The sequence below is a fragment of the Superficieibacter electus genome (assembly GCF_002915575.1).
Lineage (GTDB): Bacteria > Pseudomonadota > Gammaproteobacteria > Enterobacterales > Enterobacteriaceae > Superficieibacter > Superficieibacter electus.
Genome location: NZ_PQGD01000014.1, coordinates 124359 through 148066, shown reverse-complemented (window position 1 = coordinate 148066; position 23708 = coordinate 124359). Strand labels below are relative to the sequence as shown.

18 protein-coding genes, 1 tRNA gene and 1 pseudogene are annotated in these 23708 nt (G+C 53.3%); 15 read left to right on the top strand and 5 right to left on the bottom strand.

Going from position 1 to position 23708, the window contains the following annotated elements; genetic code table 11:
• The first annotated feature begins 12 nt into the window (after positions 1 to 12).
• Together CHU32_RS17935 and CHU32_RS17930 are read left to right on the top strand one after the other, a co-directional pair.
• The gene (locus CHU32_RS17935) at positions 13 to 588 is read left to right on the top strand and encodes a transcriptional regulator (RefSeq protein WP_103678651.1); all 576 of its coding nucleotides are present in this window, start codon (positions 13 to 15) and stop codon (positions 586 to 588) included.
• A gap of 91 nt (positions 589 to 679) precedes the next feature.
• Positions 680 to 755: transfer RNA gene (locus CHU32_RS17930), tRNA-Phe, on the top strand.
• A gap of 364 nt (positions 756 to 1119) precedes the next feature.
• Here CHU32_RS17930 and CHU32_RS17925 read toward each other — a convergent pair.
• A pseudogene (locus tag CHU32_RS17925) lies at positions 1120 to 1332 on the bottom strand (type II toxin-antitoxin system TacA family antitoxin); the annotation flags it as partial.
• Positions 1333 to 1533: 201 nt separating this feature from the next.
• Between CHU32_RS17925 and idnO the strand changes: the two are divergent.
• From idnO to idnR, 3 genes are all read left to right on the top strand, one after another.
• Positions 1534 to 2298, top strand: a complete 765-nt coding sequence (gene idnO / locus CHU32_RS17920; protein WP_103678640.1) for a gluconate 5-dehydrogenase — start codon at positions 1534 to 1536, stop codon at positions 2296 to 2298.
• Positions 2299 to 2321: 23 nt separating this feature from the next.
• Entirely contained in the window at positions 2322 to 3611 is a 1290-nt protein-coding gene (locus tag CHU32_RS17915; RefSeq protein ID WP_103678641.1) for an MFS transporter, read from the top strand.
• An 83-nt stretch (positions 3612 to 3694) separates the two neighbouring features.
• Positions 3695 to 4687 (top strand): DNA-binding transcriptional regulator IdnR, encoded by a 993-nt coding sequence (gene idnR, locus CHU32_RS17910; protein ID WP_103678652.1) that lies wholly within the window; start codon positions 3695 to 3697, stop codon positions 4685 to 4687.
• 42 nt (positions 4688 to 4729) lie between these two features.
• On the opposite strand, the gene CHU32_RS17905 is transcribed toward idnR, so the two are convergent.
• A complete protein-coding gene (locus CHU32_RS17905; protein ID WP_103678642.1) occupies positions 4730 to 5797 on the bottom strand; it encodes an SDR family oxidoreductase in 1068 nt (355 codons plus the stop codon).
• A gap of 100 nt (positions 5798 to 5897) precedes the next feature.
• On the opposite strand from CHU32_RS17905, the gene CHU32_RS17900 reads away from it, so the two are divergent.
• Together CHU32_RS17900 and phoC are read left to right on the top strand one after the other, a co-directional pair.
• Positions 5898 to 6800, top strand: a complete 903-nt coding sequence (locus tag CHU32_RS17900; RefSeq protein ID WP_103678643.1) for a LysR family transcriptional regulator — start codon at positions 5898 to 5900, stop codon at positions 6798 to 6800.
• 188 nt (positions 6801 to 6988) lie between these two features.
• Entirely contained in the window at positions 6989 to 7735 is a 747-nt protein-coding gene (phoC, locus tag CHU32_RS17895; RefSeq protein WP_103678644.1) for an acid phosphatase PhoC, read from the top strand.
• 146 nt (positions 7736 to 7881) lie between these two features.
• On the opposite strand, the gene CHU32_RS17890 is transcribed toward phoC, so the two are convergent.
• Positions 7882 to 9312, bottom strand: a complete 1431-nt coding sequence (locus CHU32_RS17890) for a UDP-N-acetylmuramoyl-tripeptide--D-alanyl-D-alanine ligase (RefSeq protein ID WP_103678645.1) — start codon at positions 9310 to 9312, stop codon at positions 7882 to 7884.
• A gap of 192 nt (positions 9313 to 9504) precedes the next feature.
• On the opposite strand from CHU32_RS17890, the gene CHU32_RS17885 reads away from it, so the two are divergent.
• From CHU32_RS17885 to CHU32_RS17840, 8 genes are all read left to right on the top strand, one after another.
• Positions 9505 to 11196, top strand: a complete 1692-nt coding sequence (locus CHU32_RS17885; protein ID WP_103678646.1) for a Mur ligase — start codon at positions 9505 to 9507, stop codon at positions 11194 to 11196.
• A gap of 23 nt (positions 11197 to 11219) precedes the next feature.
• Positions 11220 to 11921 carry a cysteine protease LapG gene (lapG, locus tag CHU32_RS17880; protein WP_103678647.1) on the top strand — a complete coding sequence of 234 codons (702 nt, stop codon included), beginning with the start codon at positions 11220 to 11222 and terminating at the stop codon, positions 11919 to 11921.
• A gap of 9 nt (positions 11922 to 11930) precedes the next feature.
• Complete coding sequence (gene lapD / locus CHU32_RS17875) at positions 11931 to 13886, top strand: cyclic di-GMP receptor LapD (RefSeq protein ID WP_103678648.1); 1956 nt, start codon at positions 11931 to 11933, stop codon at positions 13884 to 13886.
• A 15-nt stretch (positions 13887 to 13901) separates the two neighbouring features.
• Positions 13902 to 14243: a tryptophan synthase subunit beta gene (locus CHU32_RS17870; RefSeq protein WP_103678649.1), complete on the top strand. Its 342-nt coding sequence runs from the start codon at positions 13902 to 13904 to the stop codon at positions 14241 to 14243.
• Positions 14244 to 14538: 295 nt separating this feature from the next.
• Positions 14539 to 16869, top strand: a complete 2331-nt coding sequence (locus CHU32_RS17855; RefSeq protein ID WP_176691957.1) for a retention module-containing protein — start codon at positions 14539 to 14541, stop codon at positions 16867 to 16869.
• Positions 16870 to 17044: 175 nt separating this feature from the next.
• The gene (locus CHU32_RS17850) at positions 17045 to 18397 is read left to right on the top strand and encodes a TolC family outer membrane protein (RefSeq protein ID WP_103677400.1); all 1353 of its coding nucleotides are present in this window, start codon (positions 17045 to 17047) and stop codon (positions 18395 to 18397) included.
• A gap of 108 nt (positions 18398 to 18505) precedes the next feature.
• The gene (locus CHU32_RS17845; protein ID WP_103677399.1) at positions 18506 to 20692 is read left to right on the top strand and encodes a type I secretion system permease/ATPase; all 2187 of its coding nucleotides are present in this window, start codon (positions 18506 to 18508) and stop codon (positions 20690 to 20692) included.
• Positions 20679 to 22034, top strand: coding sequence for an HlyD family type I secretion periplasmic adaptor subunit (locus CHU32_RS17840; protein WP_103677398.1), 1356 nt, complete (start codon positions 20679 to 20681; stop codon positions 22032 to 22034). The genes CHU32_RS17845 and CHU32_RS17840 overlap by 14 nt, the downstream gene beginning before the upstream one ends.
• A gap of 30 nt (positions 22035 to 22064) precedes the next feature.
• On the opposite strand, the gene CHU32_RS17835 is transcribed toward CHU32_RS17840, so the two are convergent.
• Both CHU32_RS17835 and CHU32_RS17830 read right to left on the bottom strand, forming a co-directional pair.
• On the bottom strand, positions 22065 to 23363 hold the full coding sequence (locus tag CHU32_RS17835) for an MFS transporter (protein WP_103677397.1): 1299 nt from the start codon (positions 23361 to 23363) through the stop codon (positions 22065 to 22067).
• A gap of 3 nt (positions 23364 to 23366) precedes the next feature.
• A complete protein-coding gene (locus CHU32_RS17830; RefSeq protein ID WP_103677396.1) occupies positions 23367 to 23702 on the bottom strand; it encodes a hypothetical protein in 336 nt (111 codons plus the stop codon).
• Positions 23703 to 23708 lie beyond the last annotated feature (6 nt).

Below are 23708 nucleotides of genomic sequence, written 5' to 3'. Positions count from 1 at the left end.
GAGGAGAACATCGTGCAACGTGAAGACGTCCTGGGAGAAGCCCTTAAATTACTCGAGATAAGAGGGATAGCCAGCACCACGCTTGAGATGGTTGCCGAGCGCCTTGATTACCCGCTGGAAGACTTACAGCGTTTCTGGCCAGACCGCGAAGCGCTGCTCTATGACGTATTGCGCTATCTGAGTCAACAGGTCGATGCCTGGCGCAGACAGCTTATGCATAATGATGAGCTGACTACCGAGCAAAAACTGCTGGCACGTTACGGTGCGCTAACCGAGTGCGTGAGTAATCATCGTTATCCCGGATGCCTGTTTATCGCCGCCTGTACCTTTTATCCGGACCCGGCTCACCCCATTCATCAACTGGCAGACCAGCAAAAGCAGGCCGCGCATGATTTCAGCCACGAACTGCTCACTCAACTGGAAGTGGACGATCCGGCGATGGTAGCAAAGCAGATGGAGCTGATTCTGGAGGGTTGCCTGAGCCGTATGCTGGTCAATCGCAGCCAGACCGATGTCGATACCGCGCAGCGTCTTGCAGAAGATGTTCTGCGTTTTGCCCAGTGTCGTCAGGGTGGCGCGCTCACTTAACGGCTCTTTTGCCGCAAAGTTAAGCAAACAGACGGGATTTCGCGAAATTCCATTGACGCGAATCGGCGATTACGGTTTAATGCGCCCCGTTGCCCGGATAGCTCAGTCGGTAGAGCAGGGGATTGAAAATCCCCGTGTCCTTGGTTCGATTCCGAGTCCGGGCACCACTTATTCCAGAAAAACCAGCCTACGGGCTGGTTTTTTGCTTTTGGGGAAAAGCTATACCTTACATCATCAACCCTGGCGTAAAGGCCTGGGTTCTTCAGGTACCACATCTCATTTCCTGGCTATCAGCTCTCCCCTTTCGGCCAGGCTGTTAATATCGATAGATCATCAGCCCGATTGCCTCACGCCGTCACCCCATCGATAAGCTCACGTTAAGTTGGATGCGGTTTATAGCTTATATCTATGATATGAATTTGAACGAAAATATAAATATAATTGATTTTCTATTTACTCATCTGAAAAATTATCTCTCAGATACTCAATGCCCATAACGCCACTTTTTTAACAAGAGACGGTAAAATAAAGTCATTTTCTGATCCCGGCTACTGAATATTGCATCGTTTTACGTAGAACTGCATCGGGCGCTGGCTGATCCGGACAATTCAGAAATTCCTGTGGTACCCGCAGGTCGCCCATAATACTACGTTGCTCAATGAATACTTCTTCTGCAACGGTGCGGGCCGTTTCCGGTATAAACTCAGTTCGGTTTTTTCCTCTGCCTTTCGCAGCACAATCAATATGTTAGCTTTAAGCGAGCTTACTACAACTTGAGGATTTCGCATTTAAGCATCCTGTTATTTGCGGCTGACCTGTTGCACTCCTCCTCACCTAAATCCAACCCAGATCACAAAACAACCATAACCTCTGTAAGCGATCTTCTTTTCCAACTGTTACGCGTATACAGTTACGCGTAACAGCTAATCAAAAAGAGGTTTTTACATGAAAAATATTTTTAGCCTGGCGGGTAAACGCGCGCTAATCACCGGTTCAGCACAGGGTATTGGCTATCTGCTGGCGCTTGGTATGGCTGAGCACGGTGCAAGTCTGGTTATCAACGACATTACTCAGGAGCGTGCCGGACTGGCAGCAGAAAAACTGCGGGCACAGGGCTATGATGCCGTCGGCTACGGCTTTGACGTAACGGATGGTCAGCAGGTGGCAGCCGCGATTGCACAGATAGAACAAGAGATCGGGCCAATTGATATCCTGGTTAATAACGCCGGCATTCAACGTCGTTATCCGTTGACCGAATTTCCGGAAGCGGAATGGGATCGGGTCATTGATGTGAATCAGAAGTCGGTCTTTCTTGTATCCCAGCAGGTGGCGAAATACATGATAGCGCGCAAGGAAGGAAAAATTATTAACATCTGCTCGATGCAGAGCGAATTAGGGCGCAAAACCATTACGCCGTATGCCGCGTCTAAAGGCGCGGTCAAGATGCTGACGCGGGGCATGTGCGTAGAACTGGCGGAATATAACATTCAGGTCAACGGCATCGCGCCAGGTTATTTCGCCACAGAGATGACTGAAGCGCTGGTAAATGACGAAGTATTTTCCGCCTGGTTATATCAACGCACGCCCGCTGCGCGCTGGGGAAAACCGGAGGAATTGATTGGTGCGGCGGTTTACCTGGCAGCACCGGCATCAAATTTTGTTAATGGTCACATCCTGTTCGTCGACGGCGGAATGTTAGCTGCGGTGTAAGCCCCTTATCCAAAGGAATATATATGAACGCTCTCGCTAAATTACCAGCCCGGCGCTGGTGGTATTTAATGCCGATCATTTTTATTACCTATAGTCTGGCGTATCTCGATCGCGCAAATTACGGTTTTGCCGCAGCGGCCGGGATTGAAAACGATTTGGGGATCACCAAAGGTACCGCCTCGTTAATCGGCGCATTATTCTTCCTCGGTTATTTCTTTTTCCAGGTGCCTGGTGCGCTGTATGCCGTGAAACGCAGCGTCCGGAAAATGATATTTTGCAGTCTGATCTTGTGGGGTATTTGTGCCGCGGCAACGGGCTTTGTCAGCAATATTCCTATGCTGATGGCGATCCGTTTTATCCTCGGCGTGGTGGAGGCGGCGGTGATGCCCGCGATGCTGATTTATATCAGCAACTGGTTTACGAAAACGGAACGTTCACGCGCCAATACCTTCCTGATCCTTGGAAATCCGGTCACGGTACTGTGGATGTCAATAGTCTCCGGCTATCTCATCCAGGCATGGGGATGGCGCGAAATGTTCATTATTGAAGGCATTCCGGCGGTGCTGTGGGCGATTTGCTGGTGGGTGCTGGTGCGTGACAAGCCGTCTGAGGTGAACTGGCTGACCCGTCAGGAGAAAGAAACGCTGCAACAGGCGATGGATCGCGAGCAAACTAATATCAAACCGGTACGTAATTACGGTGAGGCCATGCGTTCACGCAATGTGGTGATGCTGTGCGCGGTTCACGCGTTATGGAGTATTGGTGTATACGGATTCATGATGTGGATGCCGTCCATCCTTAAATCAGCGGCGCAGATGGATATTGTCTCCGTCGGCTGGCTGGCGGCGGTACCGTATCTGGCGGCAATTTGCCTGATGCTTACGGTGTCCTGGCTTTCCGATAAATTCCAGAACCGTAAACTGTTTATCTGGCCTTTGCTGCTCATTGCCTCGGTGGCATTCTTTTGCTCGTGGATGCTGGGAAGCAATGCCTTCTGGCTCTCCTATGCGTTGTTGGTCATCGCTGCGGCCTGTATGTACGCCCCTTATGGACCGTTTTTTGCTTTAATACCGGAACTGCTGCCGCGTAATGTAGCAGGGGTATCCATGGGACTGATCAACAGCTTTGGAGCACTAGGCGCGTTCCTCGGCGCGTGGCTGGTAGGATATCTGAATGGTCTCACCGGCGGCCCAGGCGTGTCTTATACCTTTATGGCGATTTCGCTGCTGGCGTCAGTGGTACTGATGTACTGCGTACGGGCCAATCCTGCGCCTTCCGCCCCGACATTGCGGGCTGATAAAGCAATGAGTTAACCCGCCCGGACAAGATGCAGTCATTGGCCAGCTGTGATAAGGTTCTCTGCGAATTCATTACACCGTGTTTCGCAGAGAACGCCATGAAAAACAACCGGATGACGTTACAGGATATCGCTACGCTTGCCGGGCTCAACAAGATGACGGTCAGCCGTTACCTTCGCGATCCTAATCAGGTCTCGCAGCGAAGCCGTGAGCTGATTTCGAAGATCATGGAAGAAAACAATTATATTCCTAACCGTGCGCCGGAGATCCTGCTCAATGCGCGCAGTAAGACGATAGGCGTACTCATCCCCTCGTTTCGTAACCAGATTTTTGCTGACGTACTGGCCGGAATTGAATCCGTCACCTCTGCACATCAGTATCAGACGCTGATAGCCAATTACGAATATGATACCGGGCGCGAAGAACGCGAAGTGCTGAATCTACTTTCTTATAATATTGACGCCCTGATCCTGACCGGAAAGAAGCACACCGATCGCATGGTGCAGTATCTGCGTTCCAGCGGCATTCCCGTGGCTGAATTAATGGATATCACCGAACAATGTCTGGATATCCAGGTGGGGATTGATAATGAGAAAGCAGCCTCGGAAATGACGCAGGCATTTCTGGATGCCGGGAAGCAGTCGGTGGCGTTTTTCGGTTCAATGGACGATCCGCGCGATGTCAGCCGCTTTCACGGCGTGGAACGGACGCTGAATGAACAAGGGCTAAAACCGTATCATGTTGTTCCTAATGCCATTTCTTCCATTGCACTTGGGCGTCAGTTATTTTTACAAACCCGGCAAAACCGGCCGGACATCAATGCCATTTTCTGCACCAACGATGACCTCGCCGTTGGCGTACTGCTGGAATGCCAGGCGCAGCAGATTCGTGTGCCTGAACAGGTTGCCATCGCCGGGTTCCACGGTCTGGAAATTGGCCGTGCCCGGCTACAAAAAATGGCCAGCGTCGTCACCCCGCGTTATGAAATGGGCAGCGTGGCAACAGAAATCCTGATTAAACGCCTGGCCGGGAAAGAAACCCTCAATAACGTTAATCTGGGTTATCAGATTTATTACGGCGACACGTTGTAATGTTATCGGAGCCCGCCTTTTCCCGTGACGGGCTGCATAATGTTACCCCGGTATCACCTTCTCTTCCTTCAGCTTATCAAACAGCTGAATAAACGAATCCACTGTTGAGCGATAGCCCGTAAATCCGGCCTTGCGACTCTTGCTCATATCGGTAAACGCTTCCATTGGGCGGCCTAAATCGGCGTCGGTATGCCACCAGGATGCCAGTTTGGTGATATCCGCCTCACGCAACTGATAACGCTCCGCCACTTCACGCCATGCGTCCGCAGCCTCCTGCATCCGCCCTTCCAGCGGCATTATTTGCGCCGGATAGTCTGCCGACCCGATGCCGAAGTACGCGGCCAGCCGCGGCCATAACCAGTTCCAGCGGAACACGTCGCCGTTCACCGCGTTGAAATCCTGATTAGCCGCGTTATCGGACGTTGCCGCCCAAAGCAGTTGCTCTGCCAGCAATCCTGCATCCGTCATATCCACCAGCCCGTTCCACTGCTCCGGGGAGCCGGGAAAAATAAAGGGCCAGCCTTTTTCCCGGCACAGCGTGGCATAGACAGCCAGCGTCTGCCCCATGTTCATCGCGTTACCGATGGCGTAACCAATGATGGTATGCGGACGATGCACGCTCCACCGGTAGCCGTACTTCTCCGCCCCGGCAAAAACTTCATCTTCCTGCGCATAATAGAAATTATCGACGGGTTGCCGGCCCTGCTCTTCACGAAAAGGGGTTACCGGCACGGCACCTTTGCCGTAAGCCTCAAAGGGACCAAGATAGTGTTTCAGTCCGGTGACCAGGGCCACATGCGCGCCGTTCAGCCGCTCGCCCAGCGCGTCAACGACGTTACGCACCATCGCGCCATTAACGCGGATGTTCTCTTTTTCATTCTCCTGGCGTGACCAGACGCTGAAAAACAGCGCATCGGGTTTTTCTTTTGACAGCGCCTCGCGAACCTCGCCGGCGTCAGTAAGATCGGCGGTCAGGCTGCGGCACCCTTGTGGAACCGCGCCGCGTCCGCGAGATAACCCCGTCACCTGCCAGCCTTCACGCTGTAATGTTTCCGCGAGCGCTCGCCCGATAACCCCGCTGATGCCGACGATCAGTGCCTGCTTTTGCATATTGCGTCTCCTTTAATTGCGATATGTCTCAGAGTAGTGGAGAATTTAATTCTTATCTCAGCGATAAATTCACGACATTTTCAACCTGAGTTCATTAATCATGCGTGATCAGCGGCTTAAAGATATTGTTCCTTTTGTGGTAAGCGTGGAGAGCGGCAGCTTCACCGCGGCGGCTGAGCGGCTCTATCTCACCAGTTCTGCCGTCAGTAAAAGTATTGCGCGTCTGGAGGAAAGGCTGGGGGCGCGCCTGCTGGAGCGCACCACGCGGACGCTACAACTTACCGATGCGGGTAATGCTTATTATCAGACCTGCCTGCGTATCATGCAGGAACTGGCAGAAGCAGAAGCCATACTGACGGCACAACGCACCATTCCATCGGGACGGCTACGGCTGGCCGTTCCGAATACCTACGGGCGGCTGGGCGTTATGCCGTTACTTATTCCTTTTTGTCAGCAACATCCTGAGATTGAACTCAGCGTGACGTTTTCCGATCGCTTTATTGATCTGTTTGATGAAGGAATTGATGTGGCGGTAAGGATCGGCGGCCCGACGGATCTGCCCGCTTCGCTTGGCAGTCGCCAGATGGGCCGCGAGCGGATGGTGTTTTGTGCGACGCCGGACTATCTCGATCGCGCGGGTCGGCCCACCAGTGAAAATGAATTATTACAACACCGGGCGATTCTCTACGAGCGCACTGATGGCAGTACCAAGCCCTGGTTATTTACCACGGCGGATGGTCACCCTCACTGGCGCAGCGTTCCGTATTGCATGGCGCTTGGCGACGTTGATGCGCAGGTGCAGGCGCTGTGCGGCGGCCTCGGCGTCGCACAAATGCCCTCATGGCTGATACGTGAACCGCTCTCCCGCGAAGCACTGGAAATTATTCTGCCGGAGCAACAACCGGAAGGACTCATGCTGTCGCTGGTCTGGCCGCGGCGCAAACAATTACTGCCTAAAGTTGATTCTCTGCTGGCGGCGCTGGGAGAATTAACGATTCGCTAGCGTACTGCATGGTCAGATCTTATTTTGACGAACATAAAAATTTCACCTGCATGCTCATGAAATAATAAGTTCGCTATCTTTATTTAATTGTTACAGTTTTATTTCAACTGGGATCATAATCACAGCCTGCTCTGAGCAAAAAGCTAAACTATACAAGCGTATAAAATGACAAAATGCTAAGGGTTATTATGAAAAAAATCTTATTACCACTGGGGCTTTTATTATTATCTTTTAACGTTTTCGCCTTATCCGCACCGGGTGATGATGTCACTACCAAACCTGATCTCTATTATCTGAAAAATGACCAGGCAATTAATAGCCTGGCACTGTTACCGCCTCCGCCGGAAGCGGGCAGTATTCAATTTCTGAACGATCAGGCGATGTACGAAAAAGGCCGCCTGCTGCGCAACACCGAGCGTGGTAAACAGGCGGCGGCAGATGCTGACCTGGCCGCGGGCGGCGTTGCCAATGCGTTTTCAGAAGCGTTCGGTCATCCGATTACGCAAAAGGAATCCCCGGAGATCTATAAGCTTTTAACCAATATGATTGAAGATGCGGGCGATCTGGCGACCCGCGGCGCGAAAGAAAAATATATGCGTATCAGGCCGTTCGCTTTTTATGGCGTGCCGACGTGTAATACTAAAGATCAGGAAAAATTATCCACTAACGGCTCTTATCCTTCCGGTCATACGTCCATCGGCTGGGCCACCGCGCTGGTGCTAACGGAAATTAACCCGACCGATCAGGACAAGATCTTAAAACGCGGTTATGAACTGGGCCAGAGCCGGGTGATCTGCGGTTATCACTGGCAGAGCGATGTGGATGCGGCACGTATTGTCGGCTCGGCGATTGTGGCAACGCTGCACTCCAATCCGCAGTTCCAGCAGCAGCTTGAGAAGGCAAAACAAGAGTTTTCAGCTTTCGATAAACAATAAGCATGAAGCAAAAACCGGGCTACGGGGTCCGGTTTTTGCCCCTTTTTGCCGGATGGCGGCTTCGCCTTACCCGACCGACAACATAGCTGATTATCAAGCAGTTATAACCATGCACAGCATCCTGCTTTTCCACGGATAGGCTTGTTTTATAAGCGTTTCTCGTTTTTCGCCAATACCCACTCTACAAGCTGGTGAATATTTGCGCTATGCGATCCTTTAAAAAGGACGGTATCACCTTGCTGTAGCAGGGCACATAATTCGTTTTTTATCTCATCGACGGTGGTGAAAAAGCGCCCTTTTTTACTGTCTTCCAGCGCCTGCCAGCACACGGCGTACTGCGATCCGACCAGATAAACACGGTCGATCATGCTGTGATTGAGGGTGGCTGCCAGCGCGGTATGATAACTCATGGCATCCGTACCCAGATCCGCCATCTCGCCCAGGACGGCTACTCTGCGCCCCATTACGGGCTTTTCACTCAGGTTGGTCAGCGCGGCGTGCATGGAGCCGGGGTTAGCATTATAGGCATCGTCAATCAGTGTGAAGGCACAGCCGTCTATGCCGGCTGCCACTTCCCGCCCTCGTCCGGCCAGCGGCATAAAAGCCGCTACTTTTTCAATGGCAGGTGCCAGCGGATAGCTCAGGGCATGGACGGCGGCCAGTACGGCAAGGCTATTGACCGCCATATGCTCACCGCTGGCGGATAACGAATATGCCACAGGCTGACCGTTTATCGTCGCGGTAACCTTATTTCCACGGGCGTCATAGTCAAGTAAACGGCTGTCAGATTCAGGATGACGTCCGTAGGTCAGGATCTGCAACTTAGCGCGCAGCGCTTCGTCGCGGACCGTTTCCCACTCCGCCATATCACGGTTCAGAATAGCAATATTACCGGCCGCCATTCCCCAAAAGATAGCGCTTTTGGTCATCGCGATATCATGCAGGGTATGCTTTTCGCCCAGATGTGCTGGCTGAATATTGGTGAAGATCGCCACGTCAGGCCGCGCCATGCGTGAGCTGACACCCATGCGTCCAATCGCCATCTCAATGACAACGTTCGGCGTATCCCACGCAACAGAGGCCAGGTTCCATGCCACGCCGCGCGGGAGGTTAGCCGTCATTCGGCTCTGGCCTACCGGTCCCCATGCCGACAGGGCGGCAGCCAGCATTGATACGGTCGTGGTTTTCCCTGCGCTACCAGTCACACCAGTCACTTTGCCGCGCATTTTATTACGTGCGTAGCGGCCCATCGCCAGCAGGGCTTCCGTCCCATCAGTAACCTGAAGGATTGGCATATTCTCCATGTTAATGCTCTGCGGATCGGTGGTAATAATGCAGGACGGTGGGATGGCCATTCTGGCGACCACGCTTGCCAGCATGCCGCAGTTGTCCGTGGCGGAACGTACGAGGGCCATATTACCGGACTGAATGGCGGGGGCAAAAATAGACACGCCCGTTGCCGCCCAGCCCTCCGGCGGATGGCGAAACCAGCTTCCCGACGTGGCCAGTTCGACATCAGTAGCGGTCCAGAAAGCAGAAGTCGCCACTTTCATATCCGAAATATCATGCTCGCCCACGCCCGCTCCTTTTCATTGTCCTTCCGCCATATATTAATATTATGAATAACACACGACAGAATAACCGCTTCTCTCTGCGCTGGCGATAGCCTCACAGCAGCGGATATTGCCAGGCGTCATATTTCAATATATCAATGTGTGTTATAACTTTCGGCAAATCCGACGATCACGCAAGGAATGCCTGGAGTTGAAATGTCATTGAGTCATTTACTGGCACGCACCCGCTCAGCCGCAGAAACGCTAAACATTACGCCACTACCTGCCGCCTATCCTGCACAGGTTATTTTTTTCAGTATCAGCGATGGTAAAACGCGTGCACATACCCATATTGCGCGGGGCGAGAACTTTGATCAGGCGTGGCAACGCGGCGCGCAGGCGCTTCAGCTCTGGCAAAAACGGCAGTCAAATGACCCCGTCTGGCTGCGCGTGGATCGCGTGCATAGCGTTGAGGCACTGTGCCTGGCGGCGCTGCAAAATAAACTCAGCAAAACCAAACGTAACTATTTTCGCTTTGGGCTGAGTTTTGATCCTGACTTCACCCATGCCATTCTGGAGCAGGAAATTGCCGCCGGGGCGCTGATGTATCAGGGAACGGAGGGCGTGGCGACGCTCAACGCTGTCAATCTGGCGTCCTTCTCACGCCGCCGTTTTAATCACGAACTGAACTGGCCGCAGGACGCTGAGCAGTTGCTGTGGCGCTTTACTACCAGGGCGGTGTTTACCGATGAGAACGAAACTTACCTCATTGAATCATCTGGTAAAAACGCTGGCTATCGCCAGCTTGCGGACTGGCAGGACAGCGCGCTGGAAAAGATGATCCACAGCAGCACCGACTATCTGGCGCGTCAGGTGAAAAAATCGGGGCGTTACGATTACGGCTGGTTCCCCTGCTTTGACCGCCCGATTCCCACCTATAACACCCTGCGCCATGCCAGTTCCACCTACGCATTGCTTGAAGGATGGGAGGAAACCCGCAATCCCGCGCATCTTGCCGCCATCACGCGAGCGCTGGACGATCTCTCCACCCAGTTAATTAAAACGTACTCCTTGCCGGACGGCAGCGACGCCGATTTTCTGCTGGATACCGGCGATGAAATCAAGCTGGGTGGCAATGCGGTCACCATTCTGGCGATGAGCAAATATACTGAGCTCACTGGCGACACACGTTTTCTGACGCAGATGCACCGGCTGGCGAATGGCATTCATTTTATGCAAAACCCGACCACCGGTGGTTTTGTCCACGTTTTGCATGCCGCCGACCTGTCAGTTAAAGCCGAACAGCGGATTATTTATTATGACGGTGAAGCGGCTTTTGCCTTAATGCGCTTGTACGGATTAACCCAGGAGCCTCGCTGGCTGGCAATGGTGGAACGCGCGGTGGATTATTTTATTGCGCAGAAACACTGGCAGGCGCACGATCACTGGCTGAGCTACTGTATTAACGAGCTAACCCTTTATCGACCGCTGGCGCGTTATTACCAGTTCGGTCTGGATAACGTGCGCGATCATCTGGATTTTGTTCGCCAGCGTATTACCACCTATCCCACGCTGCTGGAATTAATGATGGCAGCCTCGAGGATGATCACCCGCCTGGCGGATTCAGAACATAAGCATTTACTCAAAGGCTTTCCACTTACGGCGTTTTATGAAGCGCTGGAAATACGTGCGCGCTATCTGGCAAACGGCTTTTTCTGGCCAGAACTGGCGATGTTTTTTAAAAACCCGCCGCGCATTGTCGGCAGTTTTTTTATTCGTCACCATAGTTATCGCGTCAGAATAGACGATGTCGAACATTATCTTTCTGGCTACGTGGCCTATCTCAAATATTGCCGCAATGGTTCGCCGGCATTGAACGAAGCGGCAGAGCCAGACTATACTCGCTGACTCGCCTGCCCAGAAAAAGATCGATGAACCGATGCCGCGTTGGTATTCAGCCTGCCCCTTTCCGGCAACGATGGTTATCGTTCTGGGTCCTGGCGCTGCTTGCGATTTCGTGTGGCCTGGGCGCGGGATGGGATTTTAACGCGATTACGCTTCGTACCCGCGATCTTTACGGCCCGGCGTCTCCGGCAGCGACGCAACGCATTAATGAATGGGCCGCGCTGTTAAAAAACCCGCCGCCGGCCAGCGTGCAGCAAAAATTAACGCTGGTGAATCAGTTCTTTAATACGCGAATGAATTTTCGTGATGACAGTGTGGTCTGGCAGCAACAGGATTATTGGGCCACGCCAATTGAGTTTTTACGCAAAGGCGCAGGAGATTGCGAGGATTACGCGATCGCGAAGTATTTCACCTTACGTGAAATGGGCGTTCCTGCTAACCAGCTACGTATTACTTATGTTAAAGCGTTAACGCTGAATCAGGCACATATGGTCGTTACCTGGTATTCCACGCCGGATGCGATACCGCTTGTGCTTGATAACCTGAAAACGGCTATTTTACCCGCCACCCAGCGGACCGATCTGCTTCCCGTTTATGCTTTCAACGGTGAGGGATTATGGCTCCCGCAGGCTGGCGGAAATAAACGTGTAGGTGACAGCAAACGTCTTTCCCGCTGGCAGGATCTTCTCACCCGAATGCGTGCAGAAGGATTTGAACTTAATGAATAGGAAGTAGCCATGTCCCTTTATAAACAGCTACTGATTGGCATATGTCTGTTTACGTTTATTCTTTTCTGCGGCAATTTTGTGGTGACGCTGGAAAGCTCGCGCGATCAATATCGTAACCAGCTCAGCGCACACGCGCAGGACGCCGCCACCGCGCTGGGGTTGTCATTAACCACGCATATCGACGATCCGACCATGACCGAACTGATGGTCAACTCCATTTTTGACAGCGGCTACTTCTACAGTATCCGGGTCATGGACATTAAAACCGGCAAAGCGATTATCGAGCGCAGCGATACTCCGCAGAGCGCCAGCGTACCACACTGGTTTGTGAAGCTGGTGGCCCTGAATCCGGGAATGGGCGACGCCATTGTGATGCGCGGCTGGACCCAGGCGGCACGCGTCGAAGTGGTCAGCCACCCGATGTTTGCCCTGGCACGCCTGTGGGACAGCACTATCGCCAGCTTTTTGTGGCTGGTGGGCTGTAGCATGCTGTGCGTACTGGTGATGATCCTGCTGCTGCGTCGCCGTCTGCGACCGCTGAACTATATCGTCGAACAGGCGCTGGCCATTAGCCATCGACAGTTCCTCAACCTGTCGGCACTGCCCAAAACACCGGAACTACGCCGGGTAGTCGATGCCATGAACATGATGGTCACTCAGCTTCAGGCGCTTTTCCGCGAGCAGGCGCAGCGCACCGAGACGTTGCGCCAGGAGGCGTATCACGATCCGCTCACTGGCGTCAGCAATCGTCGGGCTTTCGACATTCATTTACAGTCACGATTAAGCGACGAAGAGCAACCCTCCGGCCATCTGATCCTGCTACGTGTTCAGGATCTGACGGGGCTCAACCAGCGGATGGGCGGTGCACGAACCGATGAGCTATTGCAGGCGATTGCCCACCTTCTGATGGAGACACAGCAGCGTTTCTTTCACGCTGACAGTCTGCTGGCTCGCGTGCGCGGCGGTGAATTTGCCCTCATCACGCCAGAGATTTTGCCGCAGGAGATGGATACGCTGGTCACCATGCTCAGTACCCAGCTTAAAGCGCTACATGAAACGGGGTTAAGCGACGTAACGCCGGTGGCTCATTTTGTCCAGGTCCCTTTTCACTATGGTGATACTCCTCAGACTGTACTTTCGCAGGCCGATCACACGCTGGCAATGGCAGAGACTGAGATGCGCTATTTCGCCATACACTCAGGCGATCCGCAGACCCAAACCACTGCAGAGCCAGAGGATGACCATCATGTCTGGCACACGCGGCTGACGTCGGTGCTACAAAACGAGTCATTCGAACTTTTTTCACAGCCGGTTTATGAGTGTAATCATCAGCATATTGTTATTCACCACAAGATCCTTGCCCGTATCAAGATGCCGGACGGTGAGATGATCGCCGCGGGCCGATTTATGCCCTGGGTCCACCGCCTGGCGCTGGGTCGTCGAATGGATTTGGTTATGCTGAGGCAGACATTGCGTGAAATGCAGAACAGCGATCACCGCCTGGCCCTGAGCATCAGCGGCGAAAGCGTGGCTGATGAAGCCAGCCTGAATGCCTTCCTGCAACCACTCAGGCAAGCGCCGCAGCTCGCCGCTCGTCTCACACTTGAACTGGACGAGAATGAACTGCCCGATCCGGAGCGCGTCAGTATGTTGATGAAAAAGCTGCGGGAGACCGGTTGCCGGCTTGGGCTTCAGCACTTTGGCGGACGTTTTCATCTTATCGGTAACCTGCCACAGTGGGGGCTGGCGTGGATCAAAGTGGATGGTAGCTATATCCATCATATTGATACCGAAGCGGATAAAAAGCTCTTTATTGAAGCTATCTACTGGGCGACCCGCCAGATTAACCTGCCGCTGATTGCCGAGCGCGTTGAAACAGAGGGCGAGCTTGCGGTGCTGGAGAAAATCGGTCTTTACGGTGCTATGGGCCGTTATTTTGCTGATGCCAGCACCTTAACTCGCTAATGAAGGAGATGAACCATGCACTATATCGAGCGTGATACTACAGGTCGTATCATCCGGGTTGAGGACGAACCGTTTACCGGAGCAACAGAACAAAGTGCCGATCTCACACCCGATATCGGTCAGTGGTATAAGAAGCAGGAAGCCAGGGCCGCGACATTGCTTCAGTTGCGGCAAAGCGATCTGGAAATGGTCCGTGTCCTTGAAGACCTGATTGAAGTCCTGATGAGTAAAGGCGTTATCAGCATTACCGACCTGCCTCCAGCTGCCCAGACAAAACTGATCAACCGCGCACAAGCCCGTCGGACATTAAGCGGGCTGGAAGGGCTTATTGCCGATGAAGACGAGAATTTAATTTAGTCATACTACATAATCATTAGGTCCGGCAGGTTAAAAAAGATGATGCCATCACGAGAAATTTCTTAGCCTGCTATTCAAAATCAACAATTAATTAACACCATCTCATCTTATTTACCCCGCCGCATTAACGACTTAAGCAAAACTTTACTTACATCAAAAAAAAACCGTTATCGAAGTGTTATTTTATTAAGACAACATAAGATTTTAGCAATGCTTAATTAGCGCCCTTTTGGTATTGTATGCTCAAAAACCGAACGGAATGGTTGATGAACGGCGGGTCACAGAGGAAAACGAGATGAGCAGCGTGGCGGGGATTATCAAATCCATCATCGGACAGGTATTCGCAGTCGCTCCTGACGGGAGCAGGCGTTTACTGGTCGAAGGCGATCGTCTTTTTGACGGAGAACAGGTGCAGACTGGCGTATCGGGTGCCGTCAGCATTGCTCTGACCGGGGGAAAAACCCTCGATCTCGGCCGCGAAACGATCTGGGATGGTAAAGCCGTTTCCACTCACTCCCTCACCGATCAGCAAACCGACATTGCCGCTCTCCAGCAGGCCATTGCCGATGGCCAGGACCCGACACAAACACTCGAAGCGCCAGCCGCTGGCCCACAAACCAATACCGATGGTCCTGTAACCGGCGGAAGCGGTGGCGGTTCGCATACGCATGTCGTACTCGATCTTACTGCCGAGATCCTCGATCCCACCGCTGGTTATCCCACCGTTGGCCTTGATTTCCCGGATGGTATGCCACCCGAAGAGATAACGCGCCTGGCTGAGGACGACAGTGATGCGGATGCGGATGCGGATGCCGACGCAGATTCCGACGCTGACGCTGACGCCGATGCGGATTCTGACGCCGATGCCGATGCCGATGCCGATGCCGATGCCGATGCCGATGCCGATGCCGACGCAGATTCTGACGCCGATGCAGATGCAGATGCAGATGCAGATGCAGATTCCGACGCGGATGCTGACGCCGATGCCGATGCCGATTCCGATGCGGACTCCGACTCCGACTCCCACACCGATCTCAACGTCAAAGTTGATGTCAACCAGACAACGGTGCAAACGGGGAGCGAAGTTATCCATGTTAATGGCGGCAGCAACGATCCCAACGGTTTTGATATTCAGGATGGCAAGATTATTGCCATCGGTTCAAACGTTCGCGTGTGGCTGACTCCAACCAGTCCGGATGGCAAGATCGCAGGTGATAGCGTGCCTGCGCACGATAACGCAGCACAGATTAAATATTACGATCAGTCCAGCAATGCCAATACGGATAATTCGGGCAAAGGCTATAGCGATATTTTTGTTGTCAGTGGTCATACCGGCGGCTATTACCAGCAGGGTGACTGGCAGCCGAGCCAGGCACAATTCAGGGATCTGAAAGGGATCACCGGTAACGGCGGCGTGCCGCAGGGCGATGCGGGCAAAGACTACATTTTTGTGTCGGGCAATAGTGAAAACTATAACGTTAGCTATAGCTCAAATAATAATGCCAGCACGCAGAATAATACCTACGACGGTTTTAAAGTTACCGATAAAACCACCGGTAAAGGGTTATATGAAAACGCCAACCATATTGAAGGCGTTATTTTCGGCAACGGCACGACAGCCACATCGGGCAGTACCATCACGACGGTGACCACCACCACGGTTCAGCATATTACTGTGGATATTCATCTGGCGCTGACCAGTGATGTAACAGATGCGCATCTGACGCAAATTACGCTGACAGGCATCCCGGAAGGGGCCACTTTTACCGGTAATCATGGCGCAGTGAGCTGGGATAACGGTGTGTATACCCTGACGCTTAACGGTTCAACATTTGATGGTCAGTTAACGGTGGATCTGCCGGAAGGTCAAAGCAAATTGGGAGATATCACTCTCGGTGTTGGCTCTACCGTCGCCGATCAACATCAAACCGAATTTACGATCAATGGTGAAAACGGAACGCATTTTGAGCATAGCGACGCCGTGATGACGGCGGATGAACATCATAGTGAAGCGGCCTTCCATACGTTAATGATGTCGCATGAGGACAATGCAGATACATCGCACGATCGCGCTGATGTCAGTGAGCAAACGAACGATCATAGTCCCCTGGCGCAAGAGCAGAATGTCGATCACGAAGTAGCGCAGAGTGAGGCGGTAACGCCTGATGACACTCATCAGACTGCAAGCCTGATTGATGATAGTGAACTGCATCTGATTCAGGATACGCAGCCGACAAGCAGTAGCTCAGCGATCGATCATCCGGCTGCCACGGTCTCACCAGAGGACACTTCGCTCAGTAATCTGCTGGAGGATAGCCACAATGAGCAGAGCAATACGCAGGAGCAGGCTCAAATGTCGGCGGAAGACCACGATCATGGTATGACATCGATCCTGACCACAGACGATCCGATCAAGCTTAGTGATGTTGTCAGCGACGCGGATGACGGTAAAGATCTTACCCACCTGATCCCGACGATCGAGCCGGGACCAGTCGCGGATCACACCCCTGGCGTGGAAGCTGGCGCGCCTGCACTGGCGGATACATCAATGACCGACAGCTATCATGCGGTCGATGAATCGCTGGTCGAAAATCTGATGGCCAAACCGGAAGAATTACACAGTTAATCGCATCCGCCGTTATCCTGCTCGCCCGGGGAGGATAACGGCATTCATGTTAGATCCAGGGCATGAACCGCCCCGTTTTATGCAAACGGGGAATGAAAAGTTAATTATCTGAAGACATCCTCTCTGATGGGCGCAGGCTAACAGCAGAGACGTGATCGTAAGAAAAGGACGACCTATGAAACATCGCAGCCAATTATTATCAGGGATCTCTCTGTCGCTGCTGACGCTGGGCGCGGCACAGGCCACCACGCTCGAAAAAGCCATCAAAGATACTCTGACCTGGCATCCGGAAGTCAGTTCATCGTCTAACAGCCGGTACTCAGCAGATCAGGATCTGCGTTCGGCGCAGGGCGGTTATCTTCCGTCGCTGGATCTTCAGGCGGGAACCGGCTGGGAGCAAACGGATAACGCCACCACGCGTGCGGAAGGCGATCATCTGCGCGATCTGCATCGCAGCGAATCCAGCATTAATTTAACCCAGAATCTGTTTAATGGTTTTGCGACCACCAGCGAGGTTGCGCGCCAGAAGGCGACAGTGAATTCACGTGCCTGGACGGTGTTAAACACCAGTGAAAATACCGCCCTGTCAGCCGTTCAGACCTATATTGGCGTACTGATGCGGCAAAAAATGGTGTCACTGGCAGAAGAGAACCTGAAAAATCACGAACGCGTGTTCGATCAAATTCGGCTGCGTACCGAGCAGGGTGTAGGTCGGCAGGCAGACTATGAGCAGGCCGAAGCGCGTCTGGCGCAGGCTCGCAACAATTTGCTGACCGAGCAAACCAATCTGGAAGATGCAAAAGCAAATTACCAGAGCGTTACCGGAAGCGAACCGGTGGATCTGACGATGCCGGTGAAGTTCCCGGTCCCTGCCTCACTTGAGGAGGCCAAACGTGATATGCTGGAAAACAGCCCATTGTTAAAACAGGCCGCGGCAGATGTTGAGGCAACACATCAGCAGTATGAAGCGCAAAAGTCACGGTTTTACCCCAACGTGAATATGGAAGTGGGCAGGACAATGGATAACAACATTGACGGTACACGTGGCCATAGCCAGGAGTGGCAGGCTATGGTGCGGATGCGCTACAACCTGTATAACGGCGGCAGCGATAAGGCTACCCTCACCTCCTACGCCTACAAAATGAAAGAGGCGGAGGATGTTCGCAATAACGCCCTGCGCCAGCTGAATGAAGAGCTGCGCCTGTCGTGGAACGCCCTGCAAAACGCGGAAAAACAGGTGCCAATTGCCAAAGAGTATGCGGATCGCAGTATGACCGTGCGTACTGCTTATCAGGAGCAGTTCAGCCTTGGCGATCGTACCCTGCTGGATATGCTGGACAGTGAGAATGAAGTGTTTACCGCCCAGCGGCGCTACGTCGAGTTGCAGTTTACCGAGATGTTTAATACCTATCGTATTAGCGCGCGGACCGGCTTATTGCTGAAAACATTAAACATCCAGCCACCATCAGCTGCGCAACCTCTGGATGATATGCAGACATCAAAAAACGAGTTACCGGAACTTAAATAAATTTTATATTAATAAGATCTGATGGGTTATTTCACGTACTGGCTGCGGAAATAACCCGTTTTTACGTATGCCTGCGTTGGGTTCGCCAACGGCAATGAAGGTCAGGTTATGGTTGCTTACACCGATATCCCGCAGAGCTCAGACGCTCCTGTCGATAATGTTATAAAAAATGACCCACGACAGCATCATGACGATCCGCTGTTAGATTGCTTGCTGATAATGTGCAAGCTGCACGGCGTTATGACGACGCGAACGATACTCACTGCCGGGCTGCCGCTGTCAGCACATACCCTGACACTGAGCACCTTTCCCCGCGCCGCACAACGTGCCGGACTAAAAGCCAGAGCTATCCAGCAACCGCTAAAGAATATCACCTCCTTTGCCTTACCGGCGATTGTACTGCTCAACCAGGACCGCGCTGCTGTGCTGCTTGGCTGGGACGACCAGGGCCAGGCGCGTCTGCTGCCGAGTGAAACGGAAGGCGGTGAAATCCGCGTGTCGCGCGAAACGCTGGAAGAGAACTATGCTGGTATGGCGATTTTTATCCAGCCGGAGCATGAGTACGACACCCAGCCGACCGCCACGATCCCACGGACTAAAAACTGGTTCCGCGATACGCTAAAACTCTCGCGTTTTCTGTATGTGGACGCCGTGGTCGCCAGTTTTATTATTAATATCATCGCCCTGTCGACGCCTCTGTTCGTGATGAACGTCTACGATCGCGTAGTGCCTAATCAGGCTACCGCCACGCTGTGGGTACTGGCGATCGGTATTACCATCGCTTTTGTGTTCGATTTTATTCTGAAGATATTGCGCAGTATCTGCCTCGATCTGGCGGGGAAAAAGACCGATCTTATTGTCTCAGCGGCGCTTTTTGAGCGGCTGCTGGGAATGAAGATGAAAACCCGGCCAAAGCGCGTCGGCAGCTTTGCGCAGAATTTTCAGGAGTTTCAGTCGCTGCGTGATTTTTTGTCTTCGCTGACGCTGACCGCGCTGATTGACCTGCCTTTTACCCTGCTGATCCTGCTGGTGATTGGCCTTATCGGCGGGCCGCTGGTGTTTATCCCGCTGCTGGCCTACCCGGTTGCGCTGCTGGTGAACTGGGCTATTCAGCGTCCGCTGCTCGCCACCATCGAAAAAACCTACAAACTCGCCAATGAGCGCCAGGCGATGCTGATTGAAACGCTGAGCGGGCTGGATGCTATTAAAATCAACAACGCGCAGAGCGACCGCCAGTATCAATGGGAGCAAATCATCGGCCAGCTCAGCAAGCTGGAGATGCGGGTGAAGTCGCTTTCTTATGTGGCGGTGAATTTTACCACCTGGCTTCAGCAGGTGTGCGGTGTGAGTATCGTGGTCGCCGGGGTGTATATCATTATCAGCGGCAACCTGAGCATGGGTGGGCTGATTGCCTGCTATTTGCTGACCCGCCGCGCCCTGATCCCGGTGAGTCATCTGTGCAGCCTGGTTACCCGCTACCAGCGCGCCAGTATGACTAAAGTGACTATCGACCGGATGATGACGCTGGAACAGGAAAGCGAGCAGGTTGAGGTTCCGTTAAAGCGTGAAACGCTCTCCGGCGCAATTGAACTGCGCGATGTGACGTTCAGCTATCCCGACAATCAGAATGCGGCGCTGACCAATGTGTCGCTGAGTATCACGCCCGGTGAAAAAGTGGGGATTATCGGGCGTAGCGGTTCGGGTAAAAGCTCACTGGCAAAGCTGTTGCTCGGTTTTTATCAGCCGAATGCTGGTAGCGTACTGATTGACGGCATCGACGCCCGGCAAATCGACGTTCACGATCTGCGACATAACATCGGTTATGCCCCTCAGGATGTGCATCTGTTCAGCGGTACGCTGCGTGACAATCTGCTGTTCGGTGCAAACTATGTCGATGAAGAGACGATGCTGCGCGCGGCACACATTAGCGGCGTACATGAGTTCGCCCGTCGTCACCCGTCTGGCTACAGCATGCAGGTGGGCGAGCGCGGGATGCATCTCTCCGGCGGTCAGCGTCAGGCGGTCACGCTTGCCCGCGCGCTGCTGCTCGATCCGCCGGTCCTGCTGATGGACGAACCGACCAGTTCAATGGATAACACCAGCGAGGATCTGATTAAGAAAGCGCTGGCGACCGTGGTCAGTCAAAAAACGCTGCTGTTGGTGACGCATCGTGCGTCCCTACTGTCGCTGGTCGACCGGCTGATTATTCTGGATAACGGTAAGATCATTGCCGACGGGCCGAAAGAGAGCGTGATGAGTGCGCTGAAAAAAGGACAGATCCATGCGAATCGCTAACCGTCTGCTGGGCTGGCTCTCCGGCGATAAAAAAGCGAGCCAGTTCTCTACCAGCGAAGTGAATAAGGCGCTGCTTGAAGACTCTCCTCGCGTGGTGCGCATTACGCTGTGGGCGATTTTCGCTTTCTTCCTGGCGCTGATTATCTGGGCCTCCCTCGCCAGTATTGATGAAGTAACACGCGGCGACGGGCGCGCAATTCCCTCTTCCCGGCTGCAAAAAGTGCAGAACCTGGAGGGCGGGATAGTAGCGCAGGTGTTTGTGCATGAAGGAGAAGTGGTCCAGGCTGGCGCGCCACTGCTGCGTCTGGACGATACGCGTTTTAAATCCAACGCCGGGGAAACCGAGGCGGATCGGCTGTCGTTGCAGGCACGCATCCAGCGCCTTAACGCGCAGTTGAACGATAGCCAGACGCTGACGCTCACGCCAGACATTGTTAAACAGGCACCGGACATTGCCCAGGGCGAAATTGACCTCTTTAACAGCGTCAATAAGCGTATTCAGGACGAAATTGCCGGATTAAACGAGCAACTGGTGCAGAAAAAACAGGATCTGCTCGACTTCAAGGCGAAGCAGGCACAGTTCCGTAACAGTCTTCGCCTGCTCCAGCAGGAGATTTCTATGTCGGTACCGCTGGTGGCAAAAGGCGCGATTTCCAAAGTAGAAGTACTGCGCCTCCAGCGTTCTGAGGTGGATACGCGTGGGCAACTGGACTCTGTAACCCTCTCGATCCCCGGCGCAGAGGCGGCAATTAAAGAGATCCAGAGCAAAATCGCCGAAACCCGGGGCCGCTACCGCAGCGATGCACTGTCACAGTTAAATGAAGCGCGTACCGATCTTAGCAAGATTGAGGCATCCGGTAAGGCAATTGAAGACCGGGTTAACCGCACGCTGGTGACCTCACCGGTGAAAGGGATTGTCCAGCAACTGCTGGTGAATACGATTGGCGGGGTGATCCAGCCAGGCAACGACCTGGTTGAAATTGTGCCGCTCGACGACACGCTGCTGATTGAAACGAAAATCCGTCCGCAGGATATCGCGTTTTTGCATCCGGGCCAGCGGGCGATCGTGAAGTTTACCGCCTACGACTACACCATCTACGGCGGGCTGGAAGGGAAACTGGAACAGATAAGCCCCGATACAGTAACCGATAAAGACGGTAAAAGTTACTATGTGATCCGTCTGCGCACCGATAAAAACCACCTCGGCAGCGACAGCAAGCCGCTGCTGATCATTCCGGGCATGGTCGCCTCGGTGGACATCATCACCGGTAAGAAAACGATTCTTGCTTATCTGATGAAGCCGATCCTGCGCGCGCGCGCAGAAGCTTTTCGCGAGCGTTAAGGAGATGCCCGGCACGCCGGGCATTTACGGCTAATGGCCCGGGACGACGTCTTTCAGGCGGTGCTCATCATGGTTGCTATCGCCATGACTTAGCATCAATGCCCCTACGGCTGCCAGCACCGCCAGTACAATGGCGTAAAAGGCGATGGGCCACCAGGCTCCGCCAGCACTGCTTTGCAGGGCCACGGCGATAAAGGGCAACGTCCCGCCAGCCACTGCGCCCGCCAGTTCCCGGCTTCCTGCCATTCCGGTGTAGCGAATATGCGCGGGGAAGGCTTCGGACAGCATTGCCGCCTGCGCCCCCAGCATCGCATCGTTACAGGCACAATAGATGAGGAACATTCCCAGCCAGATCAGTCCCTGCTCACCGGTATTAAGCAGCAGGAAAAACGGCACGATCAACACGCCCAGCCCTACCGCCCCCGCCAGGAAGACTTTTCTGGCACCGAATTTATCACTGAATGCGCCTGCCGCCGGTACGGTAATAAACTTGATGAAATTGCAGATCATCACGCCCATCACGCCCACACTTTTATCCACACCGACATGAGCGACCAGGTAGGTCAGCGCAAACGCGGAAGGGAGATAAGAAGTAACGTTGGGCCCAATGCTCAGCAAAAATGCACCGATGAAGTTACGCGGTTTACGCAGGAAGACTTCAACCAGCGGCAGGCGTTTTGGCACATCCGAGGCTTTGACTGCTTTGAACTCAGGGCTTTCGGCCACGCCGGTTCGTATCCAGATACCGACAATGCCGATCACGAACGAGGCGACAAACGGTATACGCCAGCCCCAGTTGATCATCTCTTCACGCGGCAACTGCTGGACGGCGATGATCGCCAGGCTGGCAATAATTGATCCCAGCGCATTCCCTGCCCCGGGGATCGAGGCAAACAGCCCACGGTTCTTTTTCCCGGCATGCTCTGCGGAAAGTAATACTGCGCCAGAGTACTCACCGCCGGCTGCAAATCCCTGACCCAGACGGCAAATCACCAACAGAATCGGTGCCCATAATCCAATGGTATGGTACGCCGGAATCAGTCCAATCAGCGTGGTTGAGACTGCCATCAGGACGAGGGTGAAAAACAGCATGCCCCGGCGTCCCAGTTTGTCGCCGAGCGAGCCGACGATTAGGCCGCCAAAAGGTCGGGCGAAGAAGCCGACGCCGAAGGTGGCAAACGAGGCGAGAATACCATAGGCTCCGCTCATTTCCGGGAAAAAGACGTAAGGGAAAATCAGCGCACTGGCCATGCCATAAAGCGCAAAATCATACCATTCAAGGGCGGTACCTACGGTGGAGGCCAGCGCCGAACGTTTTGGATTGGACATGGCTTACCCCTTCAGTGCCAGGTGTAATGTGATCAAGGCAGACTGCGTTGCACCTGCCAGCGAAAGCTCAAGGCACAGCCAACCGCCAAAGTGCGATTGCGCAATGGCAATCGTTCCCGGTTTATCCACGCTTGTCGCCCCGGCGGGTGCATCAATCCAGTGGATGCCATCGGGAGAAATTTTTGGTCTGACCACTATTTTCGCAAAGTCAGCCATCTCAGGATGGACGGTCAAAAAGAACAGCGCTTCGTTTGCCCAGCCGCATTCATAAGGCTCCGTTAAAAAGATATTTTTAATCGGCTGGCGTAACTCCACGACTGAAGTATAAAATTCTTTCATTTATTC

Coding starts and splice junctions, on each gene's coding strand:
- CHU32_RS17885 (WP_103678646.1), top strand. CDS start 9,505: ATGTCATTGAGTCATTTACTGGCACGCACCCGCTCAGCCGCAGAAACG.
- CHU32_RS17835 (WP_103677397.1), bottom strand. CDS start 23,363: ATGTCCAATCCAAAACGTTCGGCGCTGGCCTCCACCGTAGGTACCGCC.
- lapG (WP_103678647.1), top strand. CDS start 11,220: ATGAACCGATGCCGCGTTGGTATTCAGCCTGCCCCTTTCCGGCAACGA.
- CHU32_RS17915 (WP_103678641.1), top strand. CDS start 2,322: ATGAACGCTCTCGCTAAATTACCAGCCCGGCGCTGGTGGTATTTAATG.
- idnR (WP_103678652.1), top strand. CDS start 3,695: ATGAAAAACAACCGGATGACGTTACAGGATATCGCTACGCTTGCCGGG.
- CHU32_RS17850 (WP_103677400.1), top strand. CDS start 17,045: ATGAAACATCGCAGCCAATTATTATCAGGGATCTCTCTGTCGCTGCTG.
- CHU32_RS17830 (WP_103677396.1), bottom strand. CDS start 23,702: ATGAAAGAATTTTATACTTCAGTCGTGGAGTTACGCCAGCCGATTAAA.
- phoC (WP_103678644.1), top strand. CDS start 6,989: ATGAAAAAAATCTTATTACCACTGGGGCTTTTATTATTATCTTTTAAC.
- lapD (WP_103678648.1), top strand. CDS start 11,931: ATGTCCCTTTATAAACAGCTACTGATTGGCATATGTCTGTTTACGTTT.
- idnO (WP_103678640.1), top strand. CDS start 1,534: ATGAAAAATATTTTTAGCCTGGCGGGTAAACGCGCGCTAATCACCGGT.
- CHU32_RS17905 (WP_103678642.1), bottom strand. CDS start 5,797: ATGCAAAAGCAGGCACTGATCGTCGGCATCAGCGGGGTTATCGGGCGA.
- CHU32_RS17900 (WP_103678643.1), top strand. CDS start 5,898: ATGCGTGATCAGCGGCTTAAAGATATTGTTCCTTTTGTGGTAAGCGTG.
- CHU32_RS17870 (WP_103678649.1), top strand. CDS start 13,902: ATGCACTATATCGAGCGTGATACTACAGGTCGTATCATCCGGGTTGAG.
- CHU32_RS17845 (WP_103677399.1), top strand. CDS start 18,506: ATGGTTGCTTACACCGATATCCCGCAGAGCTCAGACGCTCCTGTCGAT.
- CHU32_RS17840 (WP_103677398.1), top strand. CDS start 20,679: ATGCGAATCGCTAACCGTCTGCTGGGCTGGCTCTCCGGCGATAAAAAA.
- CHU32_RS17855 (WP_176691957.1), top strand. CDS start 14,539: ATGAGCAGCGTGGCGGGGATTATCAAATCCATCATCGGACAGGTATTC.